Raw genomic sequence first — 22,536 nt, 5'->3', positions numbered from 1 at the left:
CTCTCTTTTGAGAGTTATGAAATCATTATTCAACTTCAGATAAGGAAATAATTGCATATTCGCAGTTTATTGCATTTATTTCATCTAAAGTTTGTTTCTCTTTATTTAAATACGCAACATCAATTTTATCTTTTATTTCACCACTTAAAAATGGAAGAGGAACACCACCATTTTTTTTCAAAGCTTTTCTTTCCTTTGTTTCTTTTTCTATCATTTCATCAGTAATGCCCGTTTTTTCTTTGCACCAAGCAATTTTTTTCTTTGCTTCTTCAATATTATGTGTATATTCAGCAATACTTTTTTCTCCACTATCTTCCATAGAATCCCCACAGCCTACCAAAAACGCAGAAGCTAAAATGCCACTCATTAATGCGGTTACTAAAACTTTTTTCATTGAAAACCTTTCATAATAAAATATGGCGTATATTTTAACAAAAAATTAATTCTTTTTAAAATGATTTATATTACATTGCTATTGCTTAATTAAATTTCTTTCTTAAAATACTTGTAGCTTGATGAAATTCTAAGGGAGTGCTTCTAAATTTTTTATTGAAAGTTCTTTGTCTTTTGGCAAGTTGTGTAGTGTGGGTGTTGATGAGAGTTTCTAAGTCTTTGAGTGAAATTTCATTGTTTAAATATGCCTTGCATTCTTTTAATCCTATAGAATTCAAAGGTTTTAAGTTTGCATCAAAATGCGAAAAAAGCTTTTTAGCCTCTTCTATTAAGCCTTGTTTTAGCATAGTTTGAGTGCGTTTTTTTATATTTTGTTTTAGCGCTTCTTTATCCCAGCATAATTCATAAATTTCAAGCTCTTTTAAAATACCCTCTTTTTTTGTTTTTTGTAAAAATTCGCTTGGCAATTCTTTTGTGGCTTCGTAAATATTTATCCATTTTTTAAGGCGGTAGCTGTCGTTTTTAGCCACCTTAAATTTGGGGTCTAGCCTTATGCAAAGCTCGTAAATTTCATCATTGCTTAGGTTTATTGGCATTTCTTCGATTTTATCGCTTAAGCCATCCATCATTGTTTTGAGGTAAAAGCTTGTTCCTCCTGTGATGATGAGAGGTTTTTGTTTCGCTTGAGCGAATTTTTTAGCTCTTTGGTATTCATCGATAAATAAACTCACATTAAAATGCTCACTTACGCTTAAAAGATTGATGCCAAAATAATCAAGTTGTTCTAAAAGTTCTTTTTCCACTTTTGCGTTGGCTATGTTGATTTCCTTATATACACAAAGACTATCAAGGCTTAAAATGACAGCTTCAAATTCTAGTGCGAGAGCGTTTGCGAGAGCTGTTTTGCCGCTAGCTGTAGTGCCTATGAGTGCAAATTCAAAAAACATAGCCCATTGTTCCTAAAAATTTATTTATTTTAAGTAAAATTATAGCAAAAATTTAAAGGCAGAAAATGAGTGCGTTATGGATGAAAGTTAAGGATATTTTGGAGCTTGTGGTTTTTAAGCATTCCATTTTTGCTCTGCCTTTTTTATTTAGTGCGATGATAGTCGCTTCTAAGATTAAAAATGATAGTGCTTGGTTTGGCTTTTTGGCTTTAATTTTAGGTGTCATTTGTGCGGTAAGTGCTAGAAATTTTGCTATGGCGACAAATCGCTTAATGGATGAGGATATTGATAAGGATAATCCTCGCTGCAAAAATCGCCCTAATATCAGTGGTCGTATAGGTAAGGGGAGCGTTTGGGGGTTTATTGTTGTAAATGCCCTTATTTTTGTGCTTTGTGCTTATTTTATCAATCCTCTTGCCTTTTATCTTTCTTTTCCTGTGCTGTTTTTATTGGCTATTTATTCTGCTTTTAAACGCTTTAGTGCTTTGGCACATTTGGTTTTAGGTTTTTGTTTAGGACTTGCACCTGTGGCTGGGTGCATTATAGTTTTGGGCGAAATTCATTTTTTTAGTGTGATTTTATGCTTGGGCGTTACTTTTTGGACGGCTGGATTTGACTTGCTTTATTCTTTGCAAGATATGGAGTATGATAAAAAGGTGGGTTTGCACTCTATCCCTGCGAAATTTGGGGCAAATGCGACTCTTTTTATCTCAGCGTTTTGTCATCTTTTGGCTGTGCTTTTTTGGCTTTTGTTTGTTTGGGTTGCACCGCTTGGCAGCATTGCTTTTTTTGGGGTATTGATTTGTGGAGTTATTTTAATGGCGGAACATTTTATCGTGCGTAAAAATTTCGCTCATATTGACAAAGCATTTTTTACTTTAAATGGTTATTTAAGCGTTGTATTTTTTATTTTTGTGTGGGCGGATTTATTATGGAGATAAATTTATTTCAAACAAGACTTAAGATTGAATTTGAAGAATTTGATGAGGGTAAAAGTGAGATTTTAAACGAATATGCCAACATCAATGTTAATTCTAGGTTGGTTAAATGGAAAAAACTTTCCTATAAGGTGGATTTTGAAGAAAGTGAAAGGGTTATTTTTGATTTGCTTTTGAGTCTTAAAGAAGATATTATCCGCATAGAAAATCATCTCTTCAACCAAGAAGAATTGCTTACCTTAAAGCACAAAACGCACATTAAGGCTTTAAATTTTGAATATTTAGAATTTTTAGAAAATTTGCTTGAAAATGGTAAGGATTATTACGCGAGATTTGAGTTAAATAATCAAAAAATCGCCTTTTTCTTTAAATCACAAAGCGAAAATTTGGCTAAAATTACCAAGATGAAGCCTGAGGATTTGATTTCTTATAACGCTTTTGTGGTTGAAACTCAAAGAAATGCAATAAGGGAAAAAAAGGAAGCTAATGGGTGAAGAATTGCTTTATTTAGTATTTATCGTTGTTTTATTTGCTGCTATTGTTGCTTATATGTATATTAAAGACAAGGAGCAAAGTCTTAAATTATCGAAATTTGAAAGTGTTGTTGAGGATATGAGCAAAGAGCTTCACTATATCAAAAAAGAGCTTTTAAGTAGAGATGCCTTTGATGAAGAATACAACAATGAGCTTTTAAGAAACGAAATGCAAATTTTGCTCGAAAAAGAGGTGGCAAATAAAATTTTGCCGATTTTAAAAAGTTTGCAAGGTATGGAGCATATCATCGAGCAGTTTCAAAATGAGCAGCAAGAAAGACTTTTGAGTTTGGAGCAAAAAGCACAAAGCATCACCAAGCTTACGCCAAATTATGACGCTGAGGAGCAAAAGATTATCGATTTGTTTAAAGAAGGCAAAAGCATAGAGCAAATTGCTAAAGATTTAAGAATTGGCACGGGTAATGTTGAGCTTGTGTTAAAATTCAAAAGGATTATAAAATAATGCTAATCGATGGTTTTGGTAGGCAAATTGATTATCTCCGCATTTCTGTAACGCAAAGATGTAATTTTCGCTGTCTTTATTGTATGCCTAAAATTCCTTTTGACTATGTCCCCAAAGAAGAGCTTTTGAGTTTTGAAGAGATGTTTGCTTTTGTGAAAGAACTCATCGATAGAGGGATAAGAAAAATCCGCATAAGTGGTGGAGAACCGCTGCTTCGTAGGGATTTAAGCATTTTTATCAAAATGATAAAGGATTATAAAAGTGATATTGATTTGGCTTTAACGAGCAATGGTTTTTTATTAAAAGACTATGCGAAAGAGCTTAAAAATTCTGGTTTAGAGCGTATTAATATCTCCCTTGACACCTTAGATGAAAAAAAGGCAAAAAAGATTGCCCAAAAAGATGTTTTAAGCTTTGTTTTGGCTGGTATTGATGAGGCGATTGATTGCGGATTAAAGGTTAAATTAAATACCGTTGCGCTTAAAGATTTAAATGCTGATGAGTTAATTTCTCTTTTAGAATTTGCTAAACATAAAAAAGTTCAAATTCGCTTCATAGAATTTATGGAAAATATCCACGCATATGGAGCTTTAAAAGGGCTTAAAAAAGATGAAATTATCGCAATTTTATCTAAAAAATACGCAGTATCTTTGATAAAAAAAGCCGAATTTGCTCCTGTGAGTTTGTATAGTGCAAGTGGCTATGAATTTGGCATTATAGACCCCCATAGTGATACATTTTGTAAGAGTTGTAACCGCATAAGATTAAGTGCTGAGGGGCTTTTAATCCCTTGTTTGTATCACGAAGACGCACTTAGCATCAAAGAAGCGATGCGTTCAAAAGACATTAAAAAAGCTTTGCAAATTTTAACGAAGGTGTTAGAAAACAAGCCTGAAAAAAATGAGTGGAAATTAAACAATAATCAAATTTCTAAACGCGCTTTTTATCAAACAGGGGGCTAAATGCAAATTGTTGAGAGTTTTTTAAGTGTGCAGGGGGAGGGAAAATTTGCTGGGCGTTTGGCTGTTTTTGTGCGTTTTGCTGGTTGCAATTTTAACTGTGTGGGCTTTAAAGTTAAAAGGCAAAAAGAGGGTAGGGAGCTTTTGGGTTGCGATACCATAAGGGCTGTTTTTACCAAAGAGTATCAAAAAACTTATGAGGATTTAAACGCAAATGAGCTTTTTGCAAGGGTGTTAAATTTGGCTAAAGACTTTAAGCCTATTATTGTTATTACGGGTGGAGAGCCTTTGATACATCATAAAAAGGCTGAGTTTTTAAAATTTATCACACTTTTATTAAGAGCAAAATTTAAGGTGCATTTTGAAACAAATGCAAGCATTCAAATTGATTTTAAAAAGTATCCTTTGTATAAAAAATGCGTTTTTTCACTTGGGGTAAAGCTTAGTAATAGTGGCATTTCAAAAGATAAAAGATTAAATTTCAAGGCGTTAAAAGCTTTTAGAAAGGAAGCGAAAAAAAGTTTTTATAAATTTGTTTTAGACGAGGGTTTTTTGTCTAAGGCGAAAGGCGAGATTGAGGAAATTTTAAGCGTTGTGAAAAATGAAGTTTATTGTATGCCTTTGGGTGAAAATGAAGAGAAGCTTAAAAAAAATGCCCTAGCACTTGTTAAATTTTGCTTAGAAAATGGCTATAATTACTCAGATAGAATACACATAAGGCTTTGGGAAGATAAAGAGGGCGTATGATTATAAGAAAAATGTTTGAATTTGAGAACGCGCATATTGTGAGATTTTGCTCTTCGAAGCGTTGTAAAACTAGCATACACGGACATTCTTATAGGATTGAGATTTTGCTTGAAAGTCGGTATTTGGATAATGCGGGTATGGTTTATGATTTTGGACTTTTGAAAAATGAAATTAAGCAAATTATAGATAGTTTTGACCACGCGATAACGCTTTTTAAGAATGATGATGAGGGATATCTTGAAGAGATGAAAAAGCACTCTCATCGTTGGGTGGTTTTGCCCGTAAATGTGAGTGCGGAGAATTTTTGTCGTGTCTTTTTTGTCCTTATTGATTCTTTGCTGGAAAAAACAAAAATGCAAAATGGCGAAAAAGGCGTTAAGCTTCAAAGCATTATTATCCACGAGACAAGGACAGGCTATGCGCAAGGCTTTAGAGAAGATGCTTATAGTGAAATTTTGCCTAAGATAGCCTTAGAAGACATCGAATTTTCTAAGGCGATTAAAGCAGAGTGGAGCGATGAGGGCTTTTATGAAAAGCTTTGCGGAGCTTATACTTTTATCAACCCTAAGGAGTTATGATGAGAATTTTTGGTGTTTTGGTATGTTGTTTTGCCTTGTTTTTGGGTGCTTGTAGCACAGAAAAAGAACAAGAAGTAAAAAATGGTGTTGAAGATGAGGTGGTGCAAATTGAGCAAAATGATGAAAAAGCAGAATTAAATGATAATAATCTTCCTTTACCAGTGGAAGATGGGGGGCAGTAATGCAAGCTTACGAGCTTTTTCTTGCTTTACACCTTTACACACTTTATGCAAGTGCATTTTTGATGCTTTTTTATTTGGGATTAACTCAGGGAAATTTTAAAACCGAATTTATTTTTATCCGCAGAATTCGACTTTTTTTACCTGTATTTTATCTTTTTTTGAGTCTTACCTTATTTACGGGAGCTTTGCTTTGGGCGCTTAAGGGCTTTGAGGCAAATTTGCACTTTTTGTTGATGCTTTTGATTTGGGTTTTGATTTTAGCTTTAGCTATTTTTCATTTTGTATTATTTAAAAAAGCGCGCAATGCAAGGCGTTATGTGGTTTTTAGATGGGCTAGTTTGGCGATTTTGCTAACCGAGCTTTTCTTACTACTTATTCCTTTTATTCTTCCAAATTATGCAGTTTTTATATCATAAAGAGGCGAAAAATCCTTATATTTTTTTAGAAAAAGAGGATTTTTTACATCTTAAAGTTAGACGCGTAAGAGAGGGAGAAAGCCTAAATTTACGCAATTTTGAAGATGATATTTTATACACTTATCAAGTTAGCACTTTAAAGAGAAATTCCTGCGTTTTAAATCTTATCGCACAAAATCAAATTAAAAATCCAAAAAGCGGAGTTAGTCTTGCTTTAGCCGTTATAGAGCCTAAAGTATTAGAGAAGATTTTACCATTTTTTAATGAAATGGGATTGGAAAAATTAATTTTGGTTTATTGTGAATTTTCTCAAAAAAATTTTAAAATTGATGAAACGCGCTTGAAAAAAATTCTTATCAATTCTTGTGAGCAATGTGGAAGAGGCGATTTGATGCAGATTGAAATTTATGAAAGTATTGATTCATTTTTAAAAGCTTATCCTAAGGTCGTTTTGGTGGATTTTGAGGGAGAAAAGAAAGAATTTAGCAAAGAAGTTTTATATTTTATCGGTGCAGAGGGAGGATTTAGCAAGAGTGAAAGGGAAAAAATTAAAGAAAAAATTGCTCTTAATTCCCCTTTTATTTTGAAAAGTCAAAGTGCAGCTTTGGGTGTTTTGGCAAAAATTTTGCTTTAATTTTGCTTAATTTTATCTTTTTTTTATATTAATAAACTATAATTACGGCTTATTGTTTTAAAAATTTCAAGGAAAATCAATGAAAAAAGAACTTCATCCAGAGTATGTAGAATGCAAGGTTAGTTGTGCTTGTGGAAATACCTTTACCACAAGGTCTAATAAGGCTGAACTAAGAGTTGATATTTGTTCTAATTGCCATCCTTTTTTTACAGGTAGTGAGAAAATTGTCGATGCTGCAGGGCGTGTAGAGAAATTTAAGAAAAAATACGCAATGCAATAATATGCTTTATTTTATTCCTACTCCCATAGGAAATTTAGGCGATATTAGCTTACGCTCCTTAGAGCTTTTAAATGTTTGCAGATTTGTATTTTGTGAAGATACGAGAGTTTGTAAGCATTTGATTGCCCTATTAAACGAAAGGTTTCAAACCTCCATTAAACCCTACAAAATTCTTTCTTTACACTCACACAATGAAAAGGAAGTGCTTGAAAAACTTGACTTAGAGCTTTTTAAAGATAATGTAGCATATTTAAGCGATGCTGGTATGCCGGGCATTAGTGACCCAGGATTTGCTTTAGTTCAATTTGCCTTAAAACATAAGCTTTCGTATGAGGTTTTGCCCGGTGCAAATGCTGCTTTAGTCGCGCTTGTCAGTTCAAATTTGTGCGAAAAGGAATTTATCTTTCTTGGTTTTTTGGCAAATAAGGGCAAGGAAAGACAAAAAGATATAGAAAATTTGCTTTCAAATCCTTATCCTAGTGTGCTTTATGAATCTCCCAAGCGAATTCTTTCTTTGGTGCAAAACATCGCAAAACTTGAACCAGAAAAAGAACTTTTCGCAATGAAAGAAATTAGTAAAAAATTTCAAACTTCGTTTAGAGGTCGTGCTAAAAATCTCGCCAAAGAATTAGAAAGTGTAAATTTAAGTGGAGAATGGGTTTTGGTTGTGGCAAAGTCTCTACACAATTTTGCCCATAATTCACTTTGTGAGGAAGATATTTTGGCACTTGACTTGCCTTTGAAAGTTAAAAGTAAGCTTTTGGCTAAGATGAGTGGAAAAAATTCTAAAGAGCTTTATCAAAAACTGCTTTTAAGTCAAAATGAGGTAAAATAAATGATAGTCTATGGAAAGCAAGTATTTTTCTATATTTTGCAAAAACATAAAGAGCTAATAAATGAGCTTTATTTGGCAAAAGAGTGTGATAAAGCGACTTTTTCTTTGATAGCAAAAGCTGGTTTTAAGATTAAAAAGCTAGACTTCAAAAGCGCTCAAGCTCTAGCAAGGGGTGGGAATCATCAAGGTTTCTTAATGGACATTAAGGAATTTGATTTCGTGCCTTTTTTTGAGCTTAAAAAAAGCGAATTTATTGTGATGCTTTGTGGTATTAGTGATGTTGGAAATATCGGTGCCATTATACGCACAGCTTATGCTTTAGGCGTTGGAGGTTTGCTTTTTGTAGGAAAAAATTTAGCAAAAGAAAGCATTGTGCGTTCAAGCAGTGGGGCTGCGCTTGATTTACCCATTTGTTTAAGCCCTGATGCTTTGAGTGCGTTAAATGAGCTTAAACAAATGGAATTTAAGCTTTATGGTGCTGATGGAAAAGGCAAAGAAATTCATAATTTCGCCTTTCCAAAAGGTAAGAAAGTTTTAATAATGGGAAGTGAAGGGTTTGGATTACCATCAAAAATAATCCAAAAATGCGATGAGTGCGTTGGTATAGCTATGCAAAATGATTTTGATAGCCTTAATGTTAGCGCAGCTTTTGCAATACTTTGTGATAGGATAGTGCATGCAAGATTATAAAAAATTACAAGACTTGAATTTGAGAGAAGTCTCGGCAAATACACAAATTGAAATGGTTTTTTTAAATGCTTTGGTAGAGAAAGATTTTAAGACCTTAGTTCGTTTTAATGTGAGAGGTTTTATTAAAATTTTAGAGCGTGAGTATGAGCTTGATTTTACAGAATTTAATGAAGAGCTTGACAATTATTTAAGCGAAAACCAGCCTGATTCTTTACACGCCACAAAGACGGTAACGCCTCCACTTGCTTCTTATAGCCATAAAAGTTCTGCTTTGCCTATTGTTGCGATTGTTTTACTTGTGCTTGTTGTGGGGACTGGAATTTATTATTTTGATACATTTAAAGAATTGTTAAAAAGTGATGAAAATATCTCAAATGTGGTAAGTTTGGATGTGGTAAAAGAAACTGAGTTAAATTTACAAAGCCTTGAAAATTCTGTTGTTGTCGTGGGTGAGGAAAATGTAAGCCAAAATGAGACAAATTTGAGTGTTGAGACTGAGGAAAATTTAAATCAAGATGAAAAGGAAGTTAAAGATAGTAACGAAAGTATAAAATCTACTCCCCTATCAAGTGAAAACAACACAAGCGAAGCGAATCAAATTGAATTAGAAGAGACAAGTGTAAATTCACAAAACGCTTTAAAGGAATTTGCTGTTTTTAAAGTAAATAGTAAAGTTTGGGTAGGTTTAATCAATTTAAAAAGTGGTAAAAAAACAAGTTTGGTTAAAGATAGTGATTTTAATGTTTCATTGAGTGAAGACCAACTCATTTTAACGGGAGCTACAGCATTTGTGCTAAGTGATGAGGAAGGCAAAGAAAAGTCTTATCCCGCAGGAATTTCAAAACGCTTTTTGGTGCAAAATGGAAAAATAACTAGCATTAATTCCGCAGAATTTAAGCGTTTAAATAATGGTAAAGATTGGTAAGATGAGATTTTTATATTTGATTGTTTTTTTAACTTCAAGTGTTTTTGGAGTTTCTAGCTTAGAGTTGGCGCAAAATATCGTAGCAGATAGCAGTAAAAAAAGGCAAATTGATTTATTATTCGCCCATCAAGAATTAAATGATAATAAAGGAAATTTGGATATAGAACGCATTTCAAGGATATTAAAAACAAATTCTTTATTAAATCTTACTCTGCCAAGCCCTCAAACTTTAAGATTAAATTTTAAAGCAAAAAGTGATGCGGTTTTATTTTTCAAAATTATTAATGAAGCTTTAAATGAGGCTGGTTATGTGTATTTTATCCCTGTGCATTTAAATCTTAGCAAAGGGGAGATTGACTATACCATACAGGTTGAATCGCAGTATGTTTTAGACCCAGGCACTTTTTACAGAATTTTAAGGGCAAATTCTGTTTATATTGAAGATATTAGGCAAAGTGCGAAAAATTATTATGAATATGAACTTGATTTTAGTGAAGCAAGACTTGAAACTAATGTCAATTTAGCTCTAAATGTAACGAAAAATTTGGAAAAGCCATTGAGAGATTATGTTTTTGCACTTAAGGGTGCAAAAAGCATTAGCATTGAGGCAAATGCGGCAGATTCTTGGTTTGCTAAGATTTTATTTTTGGATAAAAATTTAAATTTAATTAGTGCGATAAAAAATGATAAGAAAAATAATAGTTTTTCAGGCTCTATCCCAAGTGGTGCAGTTTATGCCATAGTTAGTGATATGTATAATTTGGACAATATCAAAAGAGGTTTAAAAATTACTTTAAAGAGATAAGATGTTTGATGAAATTCGTTTCCACACTATAGAAAGACTTCCTAATTATGTTTTTGCAGAGGTTAATGCGATTAAAATGGCAGCAAGAAGAGCAGGGGAGGACATTGTTGATTTTTCTATGGGAAATCCAGATGGTAAAACGCCTCAGCACATTATAGATAAACTTTGCGAAAGTGCAAATAAAGACAAGACTTCAGGCTATTCGACTTCTATGGGAATTTATAAACTGCGTTTAGCAATTTGTAATTGGTATAAAAGAAAATATGGTGTCAATTTAGACCCTGAGAGCGAAGTGGTGGCAACAATGGGTTCAAAAGAGGGCTTTGTCAATCTTGCAAGGGCGGTCATAAACCCCGGTGATGTCGCCATCGTGCCGACCCCAGCTTATCCTATCCATACGCAAGCTTTCATTATCGCAGGTGGAAATGTTTCTAAAATGCCACTTTTTTACAATGATAAATTTGAGCTTGATGAAAATGCTTTTTTTGAAAGTTTAAATCACGCACTTTGCGAGAGTGTGCCAAGGGCGCGTTATTTGGTTGTTAATTTTCCGCATAATCCCACAACAATCACTTGTGAGAGAAGCTTTTATGAAAGGCTTGTTGCTACGGCTAAAAAAGAGCGTTTTTATATTATTAGCGATATTGCTTATGCGGATTTAACTTTTGATAATTATAAAACCCCTTCGATTTTAGAGGTAGAGGGTGCTAAAGATGTCGCTGTGGAAACTTATACCCTTTCTAAATCTTACAATATGGCAGGTTGGCGTGTGGGTTTTGTCGTGGGAAATAAACGCCTCATCGCCGCTCTTAAAAAAATTAAATCTTGGTTTGATTATGGTATGTATACGCCCATACAAGTTGCAGCTACCATAGCTTTAGATGGTAATGAAGAGTGCGTGGAAGAAATTCGTCAAACTTATGATAAAAGAAAAGATGTTTTGCTTGAAGCCTTTGCTAATGCGGGGTGGGTTTTGCAAAAACCTAGAGCAAGTATGTTTATATGGGCGCGTTTGCCAGAAAGCAAAAGGTATTTAAAAAGTTTAGAATTCTCCAAGCAACTTTTACAAAAGGCTAATGTTGCGGTAAGTCCCGGACTTGGTTTTGGAGAAGCTGGAGATGAATTTGTAAGAATTGCCTTAATAGAAAATGAAAATCGCATACGCCAAGCTGCGAGAAACATTAAAAAATTCCTAAAAGATTAAAGATGAATGTAGCACTTTTGGGTTATGGGAGTGTCGGTTCTGCTGTGGCTGAGGCTTTGATAGAAAATAAAGAAATCATTAAAGCAAGATGTGGCGAAGAGATAAAGCCTATCATTGCTCTTGCAAGAAGCCCTAAGCCAAATGCCCTAATCCCTGTTGTGAGTGATGTTAATGAAATTTTAAAGCGTGAAGATATTGATGTGTATGTTGAGCTTATGGGCGGTGTGGAATTTGCTTATGAGCTTGTATATAAGCTTTTGAAAGAGGGTAAAAAGGTCGTAACTGCAAATAAGGCAATGCTTGCTTATTATCGTTATGAGCTTGAAAGTTTAGTGGGAAAATTAGCTTTTGAGGCGAGTGTGGCTGGGGGAATTCCTATCATTAAAGCTCTAAAAGAGGGTTTAGCGGCAAATAAAATTATAAGCATTAAAGGCATACTAAATGGCACGAGCAATTATATCTTAAGTGCGATGAGTGAGAGAGGGGATGATTTTGAAGATACGCTTAAAAAAGCACAAAAATTAGGCTACGCAGAGGCTAATCCAAGCTTTGACATTAGTGGAGAAGATGCAGCACATAAGCTTTTGATTTTGGCAAGTCTTGCCTATGGTATCAGGGCAAAGCCTGAGGAAATTTTGTGCGAGGGCATTAGCGATATAAATGCTCTTGATATGTATTTTGCAAAGGAATTTGACTATACCATTAAGCTTTTGGGAATTGCTAAGGCGCAAGATTTTAGTGTCGAGCTTAGAGTGCATCCTACGCTCATTCCAAAAGATACAATGATAGCTAAGGTAAATGGCGTGATGAATGCTGTGAGTATCGTTGGCGATTTACTGGGCGAGAGTCTTTATTATGGAGCTGGAGCAGGTGGGAAGGCGACAGCAAGTGCTGTGGTGGCGAATTTAATGGAATTTGCAAGAGAGAATTATTTTGAACCAATGCTTGGTTTTAAGCAAAATTTACCTTTTACCTTGCTCAAAAAAGAAGAAATTTTTACAAAATATTATCTAAGGCTTAAGGTCGAGGATAAAATAGGCGTTTTGTCTAAAATCACAAATTTAATGAGCGAGTGCGGAATTTCTGTGGACAGTTTTTTGCAAAAGCCTAAAATTAATGAGCCTCATAGCACACTTTTTTTTACCACACATAAAAGCTATGAAAAAAGTATAAGAAAACTACTCAAGGCTTTAAAAGAGCAAGAATTTATAAAAGCTAGCCCTTTTATGATGCGTATAGAAGAATAATGGGTTTAGCTTCACATTTAAGCGGAATTTTGGGGGAAAATAGGGCTTGTTCTTTTTTAAAAAAGCGTAAATTTGAGATTTTGGAGAGGAATTTTCACTCTAAATTTGGCGAGATTGATATTATCGCTAAAAAAGATGAGATTTTACATTTCATTGAGGTGAAATTTACGCAAAAAGATTATGAGCCTTATGAAAGGCTTGATACTAAAAAATACAATAAAATTTTAAAAACGATAGAATTTTACAAACTAAAAAAGCAATTTTATAATGATTTTCAGCTTGATTTGATTTGCATTAAAGATAAAGAAATTGAATTTTTTGAGAATATTAGCCTTTAAGCTAGGATTTTATTTATTTTATTATAATTGCGAAAAATTTAAAAGGAGAAAATGATGGGAAAATATATTGAATTAACCTCAGAAAATTTTGCGACAGCAAAAGAGGGTGTGGCTTTGGTGGATTTTTGGGCGCCTTGGTGCGGACCTTGCAGAATGTTAGCACCTGTGATTGACGAGCTTGCAAACGATTTTGATGGCAAGGCTAAAATTTGTAAGGTCAATACAGACGAGCAGGGCGATTTGGCGGCTGAGTATGGTGTTCGCTCTATACCGACTTTGATTTTCTTTAAAAATGGCGAAGTTGTAGCACAGCTTGTAGGTGCGCAGTCAAAACAAACCATCGCTGATAAAATCAACTCTTTACTTTAATCTTCTGGGGGCTTACGCCCCATTTCTTCTTTACTATGCTTAATCAATTGAAATTAGCTTGTAGGATTTGCTATAATGGGTTTTATATTTTAGGGTGCAATAATGACAGAAGCACTTCATCTAAATAAGCAAGATAAAATTAATTTGGGTAGTTTTTACACTACTGAATTTTTAATAGACGAAGTCTATTTTATGCTTCAAAAATATGTAGATTTTAAAGATTTTGTGCTGCTTGATAGCTCGTGTGGGAGTGGGAATTTTTTATGCGACAATGCGTTGATTAAGAGCGGGATTACAAGAGATAGCTTTAGCAAAATTATAGGTGTAGATATTGATAAAACCGCCATAGATTTTGCAAGAAAAAGGCTAGATTCTAGTGTAATTTTGCTACATAAAAATGCGCTCTGTAATGTGAGTAGGCAGGGCTTTCATATCCCAGAATCTAGTAGGCTTATTGTAGTGGGTAATCCACCCTATAACGATAGAACTTCTATTGTGCAGAGTGCATTGAAAAATACAGAATCAATAATGATAGATTCTGCTCTACAAGCGCGCGATATTGGCATAAGCTTTTTGCGCTCTTATGAGAAATTGAATGCGGATTTTATTTGTGTGTTACATCCACTTTCTTATTTGATAAAAAGCGCAAATTTTCAAGCTTTAAAAGACTTCGTAAAATCCTATAAACTTTTAGATTCTATAATCATTAGCTCACAAGTATTTTGCCAAGATTCTAAGGGATATTTTCCCATTATCATTGCCCTTTATCAAAAAGATAAAAAAGGAATGGATTATGATTTTATAAAAAACTTTAACTTTCAAACTATAGGGGGTAAAAATTTTAGATTAAATGATTTTGATTTTATAAGTAATTATATTGATAAATATCCTAATAAAAAGCGTGTAGCAAGCTCTCAAATCAAAGCGATGTTTTACACAATGCGTGATATTAACGCTTTGCGCCGCTCAAAAACTTTTATGAATAAAGAAAATAGCAATACAATTTTTGTCCCACAAGATAAATATAGCCTTTACTGCTATGTTGATGTGTTTAAAAAATTCTTAGCTCATATTCCATATTATTTTGGAAATTGTGATGTGATGATTGATTATGAGAAATTTAAGAATCTAGAATTCAACTTTATCAAAGCAAGTGAAAGTGGCGTAATAGATTCTAAAATCAAGCAATATTTTAAAGACTTACTAGGAGTGCATTATGAGAATCCAAAAATGTGAAAATGGGCAAATCTTTGTAGAAATCCCGCTAACCACGCAAAGTGGTAAAACAAGAGTAAAAACGCGCAATAGTTTTTATGAGTATGGACTACCTACTGCGACAAGACAGACTCCATTTTCACAAAAGCATTATATTGAGTGGCAAATCGGCTATGATGTAGATAAAAATGATAAAGAAAAGTTGGCTTTAAGCACTTTAGGGCAAAGTGAGTTTATCGGGGCAAATGGCAAGACAAAAGCCCTGTATGAGCTTAGTGAATATCTTTACTATTTTACGCAATGGGGGATTATCACAGAGAGTGAAATAACAAATTTATTAGCATTTTTGCAAAATATTAATGATGATGAATTTTTAGATTCTACGAGCGATTTACAGATTTTACGAAGCCACCCTATAAGCAAAAATATTTTAGGCGTAGAATTTTATGAATCTCAAGTCAAATATCCACTTTTGGTGCATAAATTTAATCATTTTGATGTGCTAGTAGAAATCATCATTAAAGAAAAGCAAAGGGCAGTTGGCGTACAGCCCATGCTTTATGTCTGCTTCCCCATCACAGAGCTACATTGCAACCCCGTGCTTTTAGGCAGAGTGGCAGAATCTAAAGAATGTGGTTTGCTTATCTTAGATTCTAAGGATAAAAACTTTTTACTAGAGATTTTTAAAATCTTTGGAATGCTAAGTAAAAATCACAATTATGATGTGTGCGAGATTTTAAAATTGATAGATAATGTGAAATTTAAGGACTAAAATGACAGATAAGCAATTTTTCATTGCCTCGTGTGATGATGTGGAGCTTGGTATCAAAAGAAATGCAAAGCTTGAATACCGCGTAAGTTATAGGGAAAATCCTAAGGCGATATTTTTCATTATAGGGGGTTTTGGGACAAATGCCGACCTTAGAATGATGGATTTTACTAGAAGGCAAATTGCTGAGAAATTTAATGTAATGGCTGTTAATGTGCTTTATCATTGCTTTTGTTGTCGCGTTAATGAGTATGATTTAAACTATAGTGCCAAAAGAGTTATGCTTGAAGGGGATAAGGCAAATTTGATTAGATTATGTCAAAAAGTTGGATTACCTTATGAAAATTTAACGACAATGGACGCTTTAGAATTTATAGAAAAGTCTATGGAAAAAGAAAAAGCGAAAGGGGCTTTAGCTAAAGATTTTAAAATCGATTCTTTAACCTATACATTAGTGCCACCTAATGAAGAATATCAAAACTACGGCATTATGGCAGCCATTGACCATATCAATGTCTTAAAACACCTCAAAATACACGGGGGGGGGGGGGGGTAACTTACCCGTCATTTATGCTGGAGGGTGTTACGGGGGCTATTTGGCGCATTTGATAGCCAAAATTGCTCCACACCATACTAACGCGGTCATTGACATCGCTTGTGCGCCATTACCATTTTTTGAGATGTTTATGGGTAGGGCTTTAGGACACGGAGAGTGTTTTGTGGTAACAAATGAATTTATGTTTCATTGTTTTACTAAAACTTTTTGGAATGAAAGCAATTTCACAAAAGCACATTACGAAATTCGCTCTTTGCTAACTTCATCGCATTTAGAAGTTCAAAAAGATAATTGCAAACATATTCATTTTGTGAGTTATCATAGTAGCGAAGATGAATTTGAAACGGCAAAAGATAAAAAGCTTTTATATGAAATTTATAAAAATATGGGCTTTGATGCAGCTTTACATTTGATAAAAAAAGATGATATCGACAATAAAATCATAAGAAATTTAACACACGGAGGCATTTCAAACCACCGTGTATTTCTAAAAGAACTCCCACTTCTTTTAGAAAAATTTGAGGGGCAGAATTTCCCTCTTCTAAACGCCTCTATAAGCTATCCTTGCGAGGATAAAATTTTTACTTTTGAAGATGAGAAAGAGGGCTTTAAGCTCAAGCTTTAGAGTAAATTTTTTTTAGATGATTTAAATTTGCACTTGCATTTAAAAGCAAGGCATCAGCCAAGACAAGCCGAACCATAGCGTTTGCGACGACGCTTCCTCTTATGCCTACACAAGGGTCGTGTCTGCCTTTTAACTCACAAAGGACATTTTCGCCTTTTTCGTTCATACTTTGTTGGGTGAGGAAAATGGAAGGGGTGGGTTTAAAATAGCTCTTAAGCTCTATCAAATCGCCATTTGAAATTCCCCCTAAAATCCCTCCACTATGATTACTTAAAAATTTACCATTTTGCATTAAATCATTATTTTGTGAGCCTCTTTTTTGACTTGAGTTTATACCAGAGCCTATTTCTACAGCTTTTACGGCATTTATCCCCATAAGGGCGTGGGCGAGTTTAGAATCAAGCTTGTCATAAAGCACTTCCCCAAGCCCTGCCATTACCCCACTCACTCTAGTAAAAACAGCCGCCCCAACGCTATCTTTTTCTTTTTTTGCCTTTGAAATTTCTTCTTTAAAAGCCTCTTCTAAATTTTTATCAAGGCAAAAAATTTCACTTTTGTTTGCAAATTCAAAGTCAAATTCACTATTTTGAAGGGGTGAAACGCACTCTCCCACGCCAAAAACACCGCTTGAAACTTCTATGTCAAATTCCTTTAAAAGCATAGCAGCCACAGCTCCAGCCGCCACTCTAGCTACACTTTCTCTTGCACTTGAACGCCCACCGCCTCTATAATCTCTTATGCCGTATTTTTTAAAATAGGTGAAATCTGCGTGCGAGGGACGGAAGAGATTTTTAACTTCTGCATAGTCTTTTGAACGCGTGTTTTCATTTCTAAAAATCATCGCTATGGGCTGTCCTGTGGTAAAGCCATCAAAAACACCGCTTAAAATTTCTGCCTCATCGTTTTCTTTTCTAGGTGTGGCAAATTTGCTCCCCCCCTTTCTTTTTGCCAACTCATTTTGTAAAAATTCTTCATCAAATTTCACGCAAGATGGCATACCATCAAGCACTACACCTATGGCTTTGCCGTGCGATTCTCCAAAGCTTGTAAATTTAAGTCTAACTCCAAAGGTATTCATAACGCTCCTAACTTTTCTAAGGTGATTTTTGCTGCCATTTGCTGGGCTTCTTTTTTGCTATTTGCTATGGCTCTTGCCATTTCCTTACCCTCCAAATTTAGGGCGATTTCAAAGCTTTTTTGATGGTCGGGTCCAAAGGCTCTTAGAGTTTCGTATTCTGGGGTTAAGCCCATTTTAGCTTGAGTGATTTCTTGCAGTTTTGTTTTGTAATCTTTAAGTAAATTTTTTGCATCTATATGCGGAAAATTCTCCTCTATCAATTTCAAAGCGATATTTTTAGCCTGTGAAAAACCAGCCTCTAAATGCAAAGCCCCAATAAGCGCTTCAAAAGCGTCTGAGAGTATGGAGGGTTTGTTTTTACCGCCGTTATTTTCTTCCGCCACAGACATAAAGATAAAATCGCCCAAATGAAGAGAATTTGCGATTTTAGCAAAGGATTTTTCATTGACAAGGGCGGCTCTAAGCTTAGATAAATCCCCCTCCGCTTCGTTTTTAAATTTATGAAATAAATATTCCCCCACGACTAAATCCAGCACCGCATCACCTAAAAATTCAAGCCTTTCATTATTGTAATTTTTCTTAGCACTTTTATGCGTGAGTGCGTAGATGAGGAGGTTTTTATCCTTGAATTTATAGTCAATTTTTGCTTCTAAAAGCTCTAGCCTAGCCATTATGTTTCCTTTGTAAATTTTGTGCGGCTTCTCTTGCTAGGGTGTCGCAGCGTTCATTTTCTTCGTGTCCATTGTGCGCTTTTATCCAAAATGCTTTGATTTTGTGCGGTTTTGAAAGCTTTAAATACTCACGCCACAAATCAACATTTTTTTTATCTTTGAAATTTTTTTTCGCCCAAATTTGAAGCCACTCATTAATGCTTTGCACCATTAAATTTGAATCGGTATAAAGGCTTATCTCGCAAGGCTCTTTCAGCACTTCTAGGGCTTTGATGATGGCTTTTAGCTCCATTCTGTTATTTGTCGTGTTGGCTTCTGCACCGACACCAACTTTTTCGTGTTCTTTATAACGCACGATAAAAGCGTAACCTCCAAAGCCCGGATTTTTCAAGCAAGAACCATCTGTGTAAATTTCAATATGCTTCATCGTTTTTCACTTCGTATAAAATTTTACAGCGGTTAAATTCATAACAAATGGGGCAGTGGTAGAAAAAAAGCGGCATAATGTTTTTACATTCTAAACACATATAAGAAAAATCAAGCCTCGCTTTAAAGTTGTTTTGCTTTAAAATTTGATACATTTTAAAATGCGAGTTTTTAAAGCGAAAGCCTTGTTTTTCTTCAACTAAACCAAGCATATAAAAAAATTCATAATACTTTTCATCGTCTGTATTTATAGGCTTTTTATCTTTATAAAGCACATCGCAAATTTGGGCTAAATTTTGTTTTTTAAAAATGTGATATTTTTCAAATAAATAGCGTTTTAAAGAGGCATTATTTTCATAATCAAGCTTTAAAATTTGCTCTTTTGCTTCTTTTTTGTTTTCTAAAGATAAAGCTTTGATAAATTCAGCCTCTTCTTTAATGTCCTCACCTAGCTCAAACAAGCATTCTAAAAGCTCTAAATTTTCTTTATACATTTTAAGTTTAAAATAGGCTATTTTAAGAAGTTTCAATGCTTCTTTATTGCGGGGGCGAATTTTAAGGGCGTTTAAAAGCACTTCTGTACATTTTTGTAAAAATCCCGCCTTAAAATAAACCTTTGCTAAAGCCAAAAATACCGCTTCTTGTTCGTCTTTATCTTTTGTTTTTTCTAGAGCGATGAGATAAATTTGCGTTGCTTTTTCAAATTCACCGCTTTTTGTAAAAATTTCGGCTAAAAAGCTAAGATTTGAAAAGCTTAAATTTTCACTTCTTAAAAGGTTTTTGTGTGAATTTTCAAGTTCAAATTTTTTAATGAATTTTTCTAACTTTTGCTCTTCGTCCTTATTTGCAAAAATCCGCCAAGCATAATTTGCTAAAGCTACGACTAAAATAAGTAGGGTAAGAAAGATAAGCCCGACTATGGGGTCTCTGTATTCTACAAAGAAAAAGTCCATAAAATATCCGCAAAAGTTAAATTAACAAAATTATAGCTAAATCTTTGTATAATTTTAATTAAGGTTAGAAAATGATAGCAAAATCCAGCATAGAACTTTTAAATCAAAGAGCCGACATTGTTCATATCATCTCACATTTTGTTGAGGTGCGAAGAAGTGGAGCTTCGTATGTATGTGTGTGTCCTTTTCACGATGATAGAAACCCCTCTATGCACATTAATTCTCAAAAAGGCTTTTATCATTGTTTTGCTTGTGGGGCAGGGGGCGATGTCTTTAAATTTATAATGGAATTTGAAAGGGTGAATTTCGCAGAAGCGGTGGAAAAAGTCGCGCAGTTGAGTAATTTTACCCTTACTTACACTAAAGAAAAAGAAGATAATAAAAAAGATGTCAAGCACATTTTACCGCTTTTAAATGCCTTTTATAAGCAAAATTTGGCTTCACATAGAGAGGTTTTAGACTATCTTTATCAAAGAAAATTAAATGACGAAGATATAAAAAAATTCGAGCTTGGCTATGCGGTGGGAAATGAAGAAAGCCTAAGGCTACTTAAAAACGAGCAAATTGCAAACGAAGACGCACTTTATGTAGGGGCGGTTAAAAAAGATGATAGGGGAGGGGTGTATGCGAGTTTTATCCACAGAATCACCTTTCCTATTTATGATTATAAGGGCTTGTTGGTCGGCTTTGGAGGTAGAACGCTAAATGCTAATAATGCCGCAAAATATGTCAATTCTCCCCAAAGTGCATTTTTTGACAAATCACGCATTTTTTACGCTTTTAATCTTGCCAAAGAAAGCATAGCAAAGCAAAAAGAAATGATAATTTGCGAGGGCTATATGGACGCCATAGCCTTTCATAAGGCAGGTTTTACAAACGCTGTGGCGGTGCTTGGCACGGCATTAACCGAGCATCATATCCCACTTATTCGCCGTTATGATGCGAGAGTTTTGCTTTGTTTTGATAATGATGAAGCTGGGCGTAGAGCGGCTTTTCGCTCGGCTTTTTTGCTAAGTGTTAATAAAATAGACGGCAAGGTTGTTTTACTTGAGGGTGGAAAAGACCCTGCCGAGCTTGTCGCAAATGGCGAGACGAAAAAGCTACATTTACTTTTAGAAAAGGCTATGGAGCTTGGCGAATTTTACATAAGAGAGCTTTTAAGGGGAGGCATAAATTCAGCCCTTGATAAACAAAAAGCCTTAGAAAATGTGCAAAAATATACCTTTTTACTTGAGTCTTTGGTGGCAAATTCTTATACGAGTTTAGTGGCGAAGCTTTTGGGTGTGGAGCAAAGCCTTATCGTTTTAAGTAAAAATCATAAAGCCTCCGCTAAAACACCTCTTTTGCAAACGCAAAAAACTAGGGTGCATTTAAGTGAGCTGGAGCTTTTGACCTTTCTTAGAAACTCAAGCGAGGCTAGGGCGTTGTTTTTAAAGATGAGTGATAAAGCCTGTTTGAAGCATAAAGAGCTTTGTGAAAAAATTTTAAATGATTGTGGGCTTGAGGATAGCGACATAAGAGAGCTTGAGCTTAGAAATTTAAACGGCATAAAAAGCTTAAATGAATTTTTGTGTGTGCTTTGCAAGGTTAATCTTGCTTTTTTCAATGCCCTTACCATCACAAAAGCACATCTAGGGCTTAAAAAACAGCTTTTAAGTCTTTTGGATAAAAATGCCGAAAGGCTTAAAAAACAGCTTGATGAAAATGCTCTTTTTGAATTTTATAAAGAGGCTTTAAGCTTTATCAAAAATGAAAAAGACGAGCAAATTTTAGAAGCGCGTCTTAAAACTTGGCATAAAATTTTTGCCCAAAAAAGCTTTAATGCTTTAGATTTCGGGCTAGAAAATGCACCATTTTAGACGAATTTATCGACAAGTGGGCTTTCACCGCGTAGAATTTGCTCTTTGAAATCCTTGCTTAAATTTTGTTCCAATTCTTGTCTTTTAAGCTCTTCGAATTTTTGCGGATGTGAGCTTTCAAGCTGAGCTTTTTCCTCTTGACTAAGAGATTCTAAGCCTTCTTCTAGAGCTTTTTCTAGAGGCGTTTTTTCTTCCTCATCTTTTTTCTCTTTTATCTTATCTTTATCATCACTTTCAACTTTTTTCTGCGTATCTTGCATTTTACTAGCGTCCGCACTTTCGCCTGATGCGTTTTTTAGATCTCTTAAAATTTCCGTCAAGCTTTGTTTTTTGACATCAAATTCATTCACGCTTCCGTCAAGATTGACATCTTTTTCTAAAGCGAAATTAAGCTTTTCTTCCAAATTTGCATTTTTAGTTAAGCTATCTTCACCCTTAAAAGCCAAGTTTTGCAAACTTTCAAGTGTAGTTTTTTTGTGAAAATTTACGCTGATATACTCTGAATCTTTGTCATTATTTAACGAAGTGGGATTAAAAAATGCACTGCTTATTTTTTCAAACCAATTCGCCACAAATTCATTTGCCTCGCCATTAAGCCTTATGCTATTATCATCTCTGGCGATGTAGTTAGTATAAGAGCTAAAATGCTCTTGCAAATTTTTATAATTTTCCTCGCTAATTCTTAAAGCCATTAACTCGCCTTCTTTATTTTCGAAAACGACTTTAAAGCCTGATTTGGCGTTTGAAATATCATCAACCTTGACTTTATTTTGCTCCTCTTTTTTCAACTCTAAAATTTCTTTGCGGTTTGTAGCGTTTTGAGAACTTGGCAAAGAAATATTAAGATTATTTGTCAATTTGTCCATAATTTGCTCCTTAAGAAATTTTAAAGTCAAGCCTT

30 protein-coding genes are annotated in these 22,536 nt (G+C 34.4%); 23 read left to right on the top strand and 7 right to left on the bottom strand.

Annotated features, from left to right (window positions below; all coding sequences use genetic code 11):
- Positions 1 to 25: 25 nt before the first annotated feature.
- Together CHELV3228_RS07655 and miaA are read right to left on the bottom strand one after the other, a co-directional pair.
- Positions 26 to 394, bottom strand: a complete 369-nt coding sequence (locus CHELV3228_RS07655) for an EexN family lipoprotein (RefSeq protein ID WP_082200423.1) — start codon at positions 392 to 394, stop codon at positions 26 to 28.
- Positions 395 to 479: 85 nt separating this feature from the next.
- Positions 480 to 1,340 (bottom strand): tRNA (adenosine(37)-N6)-dimethylallyltransferase MiaA, encoded by an 861-nt coding sequence (gene miaA, locus CHELV3228_RS07650; protein ID WP_082200422.1) that lies wholly within the window; start codon positions 1,338 to 1,340, stop codon positions 480 to 482.
- Positions 1,341 to 1,405: 65 nt separating this feature from the next.
- Between miaA and mqnP the strand changes: the two genes are divergently transcribed.
- The 22 genes from mqnP to CHELV3228_RS10705 all read left to right on the top strand — a co-directional run bounded on the left by mqnP (position 1,406) and on the right by CHELV3228_RS10705 (position 16,648).
- Positions 1,406 to 2,281 (top strand): menaquinone biosynthesis prenyltransferase MqnP, encoded by an 876-nt coding sequence (gene mqnP, locus CHELV3228_RS07645; protein WP_082200421.1) that lies wholly within the window; start codon positions 1,406 to 1,408, stop codon positions 2,279 to 2,281.
- Positions 2,272 to 2,772 (top strand): hypothetical protein, encoded by a 501-nt coding sequence (locus CHELV3228_RS07640; RefSeq protein ID WP_082200420.1) that lies wholly within the window; start codon positions 2,272 to 2,274, stop codon positions 2,770 to 2,772. The genes mqnP and CHELV3228_RS07640 overlap by 10 nt, the downstream gene beginning before the upstream one ends.
- Positions 2,765 to 3,274, top strand: coding sequence for a DUF6115 domain-containing protein (locus tag CHELV3228_RS07635; protein ID WP_082200419.1), 510 nt, complete (start codon positions 2,765 to 2,767; stop codon positions 3,272 to 3,274). The genes CHELV3228_RS07640 and CHELV3228_RS07635 overlap by 8 nt, the downstream gene beginning before the upstream one ends.
- Positions 3,274 to 4,236, top strand: a complete 963-nt coding sequence (gene moaA, locus CHELV3228_RS07630; RefSeq protein WP_082200418.1) for a GTP 3',8-cyclase MoaA — start codon at positions 3,274 to 3,276, stop codon at positions 4,234 to 4,236. Before CHELV3228_RS07635 ends, moaA begins: the two co-directional genes overlap by 1 nt.
- Positions 4,237 to 4,980 (top strand): 7-carboxy-7-deazaguanine synthase QueE, encoded by a 744-nt coding sequence (locus CHELV3228_RS07625; RefSeq protein ID WP_082200417.1) that lies wholly within the window; start codon positions 4,237 to 4,239, stop codon positions 4,978 to 4,980.
- Complete coding sequence (locus CHELV3228_RS07620; RefSeq protein ID WP_082200416.1) at positions 4,977 to 5,558, top strand: 6-pyruvoyl trahydropterin synthase family protein; 582 nt, start codon at positions 4,977 to 4,979, stop codon at positions 5,556 to 5,558. The genes CHELV3228_RS07625 and CHELV3228_RS07620 overlap by 4 nt, the downstream gene beginning before the upstream one ends.
- A complete protein-coding gene (locus CHELV3228_RS10780; protein ID WP_082200415.1) occupies positions 5,558 to 5,740 on the top strand; it encodes a cytochrome C in 183 nt (60 codons plus the stop codon). The genes CHELV3228_RS07620 and CHELV3228_RS10780 overlap by 1 nt, the downstream gene beginning before the upstream one ends.
- Complete coding sequence (locus CHELV3228_RS07610; RefSeq protein ID WP_082200414.1) at positions 5,740 to 6,156, top strand: hypothetical protein; 417 nt, start codon at positions 5,740 to 5,742, stop codon at positions 6,154 to 6,156. The genes CHELV3228_RS10780 and CHELV3228_RS07610 overlap by 1 nt, the downstream gene beginning before the upstream one ends.
- Positions 6,137 to 6,790: a 16S rRNA (uracil(1498)-N(3))-methyltransferase gene (locus CHELV3228_RS07605; RefSeq protein WP_082200413.1), complete on the top strand. Its 654-nt coding sequence runs from the start codon at positions 6,137 to 6,139 to the stop codon at positions 6,788 to 6,790. Before CHELV3228_RS07610 ends, CHELV3228_RS07605 begins: the two co-directional genes overlap by 20 nt.
- 79 nt (positions 6,791 to 6,869) lie before the next feature.
- Positions 6,870 to 7,070 carry a 50S ribosomal protein L31 gene (rpmE, locus tag CHELV3228_RS07600; protein ID WP_082200412.1) on the top strand — a complete coding sequence of 67 codons (201 nt, stop codon included), beginning with the start codon at positions 6,870 to 6,872 and terminating at the stop codon, positions 7,068 to 7,070.
- Position 7,071: 1 nt separating this feature from the next.
- On the top strand, positions 7,072 to 7,905 hold the full coding sequence (gene rsmI, locus CHELV3228_RS07595; RefSeq protein ID WP_082200411.1) for a 16S rRNA (cytidine(1402)-2'-O)-methyltransferase: 834 nt from the start codon (positions 7,072 to 7,074) through the stop codon (positions 7,903 to 7,905).
- Complete coding sequence (rlmB, locus tag CHELV3228_RS07590) at positions 7,906 to 8,595, top strand: 23S rRNA (guanosine(2251)-2'-O)-methyltransferase RlmB (RefSeq protein ID WP_082200410.1); 690 nt, start codon at positions 7,906 to 7,908, stop codon at positions 8,593 to 8,595.
- Complete coding sequence (locus CHELV3228_RS07585) at positions 8,582 to 9,520, top strand: hypothetical protein (protein ID WP_082200409.1); 939 nt, start codon at positions 8,582 to 8,584, stop codon at positions 9,518 to 9,520. The genes rlmB and CHELV3228_RS07585 overlap by 14 nt, the downstream gene beginning before the upstream one ends.
- Before the next feature lies 1 nt (position 9,521).
- The gene (locus tag CHELV3228_RS07580; protein WP_082200408.1) at positions 9,522 to 10,325 is read left to right on the top strand and encodes a hypothetical protein; all 804 of its coding nucleotides are present in this window, start codon (positions 9,522 to 9,524) and stop codon (positions 10,323 to 10,325) included.
- A 1-nt stretch (position 10,326) separates the two neighbouring features.
- A complete protein-coding gene (locus CHELV3228_RS07575; protein ID WP_082200407.1) occupies positions 10,327 to 11,529 on the top strand; it encodes an LL-diaminopimelate aminotransferase in 1,203 nt (400 codons plus the stop codon).
- A gap of 2 nt (positions 11,530 to 11,531) precedes the next feature.
- Entirely contained in the window at positions 11,532 to 12,776 is a 1,245-nt protein-coding gene (locus CHELV3228_RS07570; protein ID WP_082200406.1) for a homoserine dehydrogenase, read from the top strand.
- Positions 12,776 to 13,114: a YraN family protein gene (locus CHELV3228_RS07565; protein ID WP_082200405.1), complete on the top strand. Its 339-nt coding sequence runs from the start codon at positions 12,776 to 12,778 to the stop codon at positions 13,112 to 13,114. Before CHELV3228_RS07570 ends, CHELV3228_RS07565 begins: the two co-directional genes overlap by 1 nt.
- Positions 13,115 to 13,168: 54 nt before the next feature.
- Positions 13,169 to 13,483 (top strand): thioredoxin, encoded by a 315-nt coding sequence (gene trxA / locus CHELV3228_RS07560; RefSeq protein WP_082200404.1) that lies wholly within the window; start codon positions 13,169 to 13,171, stop codon positions 13,481 to 13,483.
- A gap of 102 nt (positions 13,484 to 13,585) precedes the next feature.
- The gene (locus CHELV3228_RS07555) at positions 13,586 to 14,719 is read left to right on the top strand and encodes a class I SAM-dependent methyltransferase (RefSeq protein WP_082200403.1); all 1,134 of its coding nucleotides are present in this window, start codon (positions 13,586 to 13,588) and stop codon (positions 14,717 to 14,719) included.
- The gene (locus CHELV3228_RS07550; protein ID WP_082200402.1) at positions 14,700 to 15,470 is read left to right on the top strand and encodes a R.Pab1 family restriction endonuclease; all 771 of its coding nucleotides are present in this window, start codon (positions 14,700 to 14,702) and stop codon (positions 15,468 to 15,470) included. The genes CHELV3228_RS07555 and CHELV3228_RS07550 overlap by 20 nt, the downstream gene beginning before the upstream one ends.
- Before the next feature lies 1 nt (position 15,471).
- A complete protein-coding gene (locus tag CHELV3228_RS10710) occupies positions 15,472 to 16,023 on the top strand; it encodes a DUF2920 family protein (RefSeq protein WP_082200401.1) in 552 nt (183 codons plus the stop codon).
- 40 nt (positions 16,024 to 16,063) lie between these two features.
- A complete protein-coding gene (locus CHELV3228_RS10705) occupies positions 16,064 to 16,648 on the top strand; it encodes a DUF2920 family protein (RefSeq protein WP_256594216.1) in 585 nt (194 codons plus the stop codon).
- Here CHELV3228_RS10705 and aroC read toward each other — a convergent pair.
- The 4 genes from aroC to CHELV3228_RS07520 are packed head-to-tail and all read right to left on the bottom strand — an operon-like array spanning position 16,638 to position 19,776.
- A complete protein-coding gene (gene aroC / locus CHELV3228_RS07535; protein WP_082200399.1) occupies positions 16,638 to 17,726 on the bottom strand; it encodes a chorismate synthase in 1,089 nt (362 codons plus the stop codon). The genes CHELV3228_RS10705 and aroC overlap by 11 nt on opposite strands.
- Positions 17,723 to 18,397 (bottom strand): ribonuclease III, encoded by a 675-nt coding sequence (rnc, locus tag CHELV3228_RS07530; RefSeq protein WP_082200398.1) that lies wholly within the window; start codon positions 18,395 to 18,397, stop codon positions 17,723 to 17,725. The genes aroC and rnc overlap by 4 nt, the downstream gene beginning before the upstream one ends.
- On the bottom strand, positions 18,390 to 18,824 hold the full coding sequence (rnhA, locus tag CHELV3228_RS07525) for a ribonuclease HI (protein ID WP_082200397.1): 435 nt from the start codon (positions 18,822 to 18,824) through the stop codon (positions 18,390 to 18,392). The genes rnc and rnhA overlap by 8 nt, the downstream gene beginning before the upstream one ends.
- Positions 18,811 to 19,776: a tetratricopeptide repeat protein gene (locus CHELV3228_RS07520; protein ID WP_082200396.1), complete on the bottom strand. Its 966-nt coding sequence runs from the start codon at positions 19,774 to 19,776 to the stop codon at positions 18,811 to 18,813. The genes rnhA and CHELV3228_RS07520 overlap by 14 nt, the downstream gene beginning before the upstream one ends.
- Before the next feature lie 71 nt (positions 19,777 to 19,847).
- Between CHELV3228_RS07520 and dnaG the strand changes: the two genes are divergently transcribed.
- A complete protein-coding gene (dnaG, locus tag CHELV3228_RS07515; protein ID WP_082200395.1) occupies positions 19,848 to 21,635 on the top strand; it encodes a DNA primase in 1,788 nt (595 codons plus the stop codon).
- Here dnaG and CHELV3228_RS07510 read toward each other — a convergent pair.
- Positions 21,632 to 22,501 (bottom strand): hypothetical protein, encoded by an 870-nt coding sequence (locus CHELV3228_RS07510; protein ID WP_082200394.1) that lies wholly within the window; start codon positions 22,499 to 22,501, stop codon positions 21,632 to 21,634. The two genes, dnaG and CHELV3228_RS07510, sit on opposite strands and share 4 nt — an antisense overlap.
- Positions 22,502 to 22,536: the final 35 nt, after the last annotated feature.

This window comes from Campylobacter helveticus (genome assembly GCF_002080395.1).
GTDB classification, from domain to species: Bacteria; Campylobacterota; Campylobacteria; order Campylobacterales; family Campylobacteraceae; genus Campylobacter_D; species Campylobacter_D helveticus.
Note: the sequence above shows the minus strand (reverse complement) of the source record. Positions and strands in the feature narration are given on the sequence as shown.

Coding starts and splice junctions, on each gene's coding strand:
- miaA (WP_082200422.1), bottom strand. CDS start 1,340: ATGTTTTTTGAATTTGCACTCATAGGCACTACAGCTAGCGGCAAAACA.
- CHELV3228_RS07575 (WP_082200407.1), top strand. CDS start 10,327: ATGTTTGATGAAATTCGTTTCCACACTATAGAAAGACTTCCTAATTAT.
- CHELV3228_RS07620 (WP_082200416.1), top strand. CDS start 4,977: ATGATTATAAGAAAAATGTTTGAATTTGAGAACGCGCATATTGTGAGA.
- rnhA (WP_082200397.1), bottom strand. CDS start 18,824: ATGAAGCATATTGAAATTTACACAGATGGTTCTTGCTTGAAAAATCCG.
- moaA (WP_082200418.1), top strand. CDS start 3,274: ATGCTAATCGATGGTTTTGGTAGGCAAATTGATTATCTCCGCATTTCT.
- CHELV3228_RS07605 (WP_082200413.1), top strand. CDS start 6,137: ATGCAGTTTTTATATCATAAAGAGGCGAAAAATCCTTATATTTTTTTA.
- CHELV3228_RS10710 (WP_082200401.1), top strand. CDS start 15,472: ATGACAGATAAGCAATTTTTCATTGCCTCGTGTGATGATGTGGAGCTT.
- CHELV3228_RS07655 (WP_082200423.1), bottom strand. CDS start 394: ATGAAAAAAGTTTTAGTAACCGCATTAATGAGTGGCATTTTAGCTTCT.
- rnc (WP_082200398.1), bottom strand. CDS start 18,397: ATGGCTAGGCTAGAGCTTTTAGAAGCAAAAATTGACTATAAATTCAAG.
- trxA (WP_082200404.1), top strand. CDS start 13,169: ATGGGAAAATATATTGAATTAACCTCAGAAAATTTTGCGACAGCAAAA.
- CHELV3228_RS07625 (WP_082200417.1), top strand. CDS start 4,237: ATGCAAATTGTTGAGAGTTTTTTAAGTGTGCAGGGGGAGGGAAAATTT.
- CHELV3228_RS07520 (WP_082200396.1), bottom strand. CDS start 19,776: ATGGACTTTTTCTTTGTAGAATACAGAGACCCCATAGTCGGGCTTATC.
- CHELV3228_RS07555 (WP_082200403.1), top strand. CDS start 13,586: ATGACAGAAGCACTTCATCTAAATAAGCAAGATAAAATTAATTTGGGT.
- CHELV3228_RS07635 (WP_082200419.1), top strand. CDS start 2,765: ATGGGTGAAGAATTGCTTTATTTAGTATTTATCGTTGTTTTATTTGCT.
- rlmB (WP_082200410.1), top strand. CDS start 7,906: ATGATAGTCTATGGAAAGCAAGTATTTTTCTATATTTTGCAAAAACAT.
- CHELV3228_RS10780 (WP_082200415.1), top strand. CDS start 5,558: ATGAGAATTTTTGGTGTTTTGGTATGTTGTTTTGCCTTGTTTTTGGGT.
- dnaG (WP_082200395.1), top strand. CDS start 19,848: ATGATAGCAAAATCCAGCATAGAACTTTTAAATCAAAGAGCCGACATT.
- CHELV3228_RS07610 (WP_082200414.1), top strand. CDS start 5,740: ATGCAAGCTTACGAGCTTTTTCTTGCTTTACACCTTTACACACTTTAT.
- CHELV3228_RS07565 (WP_082200405.1), top strand. CDS start 12,776: ATGGGTTTAGCTTCACATTTAAGCGGAATTTTGGGGGAAAATAGGGCT.
- CHELV3228_RS07580 (WP_082200408.1), top strand. CDS start 9,522: ATGAGATTTTTATATTTGATTGTTTTTTTAACTTCAAGTGTTTTTGGA.
- CHELV3228_RS07550 (WP_082200402.1), top strand. CDS start 14,700: ATGAGAATCCAAAAATGTGAAAATGGGCAAATCTTTGTAGAAATCCCG.
- CHELV3228_RS07585 (WP_082200409.1), top strand. CDS start 8,582: ATGCAAGATTATAAAAAATTACAAGACTTGAATTTGAGAGAAGTCTCG.
- rsmI (WP_082200411.1), top strand. CDS start 7,072: ATGCTTTATTTTATTCCTACTCCCATAGGAAATTTAGGCGATATTAGC.
- CHELV3228_RS07570 (WP_082200406.1), top strand. CDS start 11,532: ATGAATGTAGCACTTTTGGGTTATGGGAGTGTCGGTTCTGCTGTGGCT.
- rpmE (WP_082200412.1), top strand. CDS start 6,870: ATGAAAAAAGAACTTCATCCAGAGTATGTAGAATGCAAGGTTAGTTGT.
- CHELV3228_RS07510 (WP_082200394.1), bottom strand. CDS start 22,501: ATGGACAAATTGACAAATAATCTTAATATTTCTTTGCCAAGTTCTCAA.
- CHELV3228_RS07640 (WP_082200420.1), top strand. CDS start 2,272: ATGGAGATAAATTTATTTCAAACAAGACTTAAGATTGAATTTGAAGAA.
- mqnP (WP_082200421.1), top strand. CDS start 1,406: ATGAGTGCGTTATGGATGAAAGTTAAGGATATTTTGGAGCTTGTGGTT.
- aroC (WP_082200399.1), bottom strand. CDS start 17,726: ATGAATACCTTTGGAGTTAGACTTAAATTTACAAGCTTTGGAGAATCG.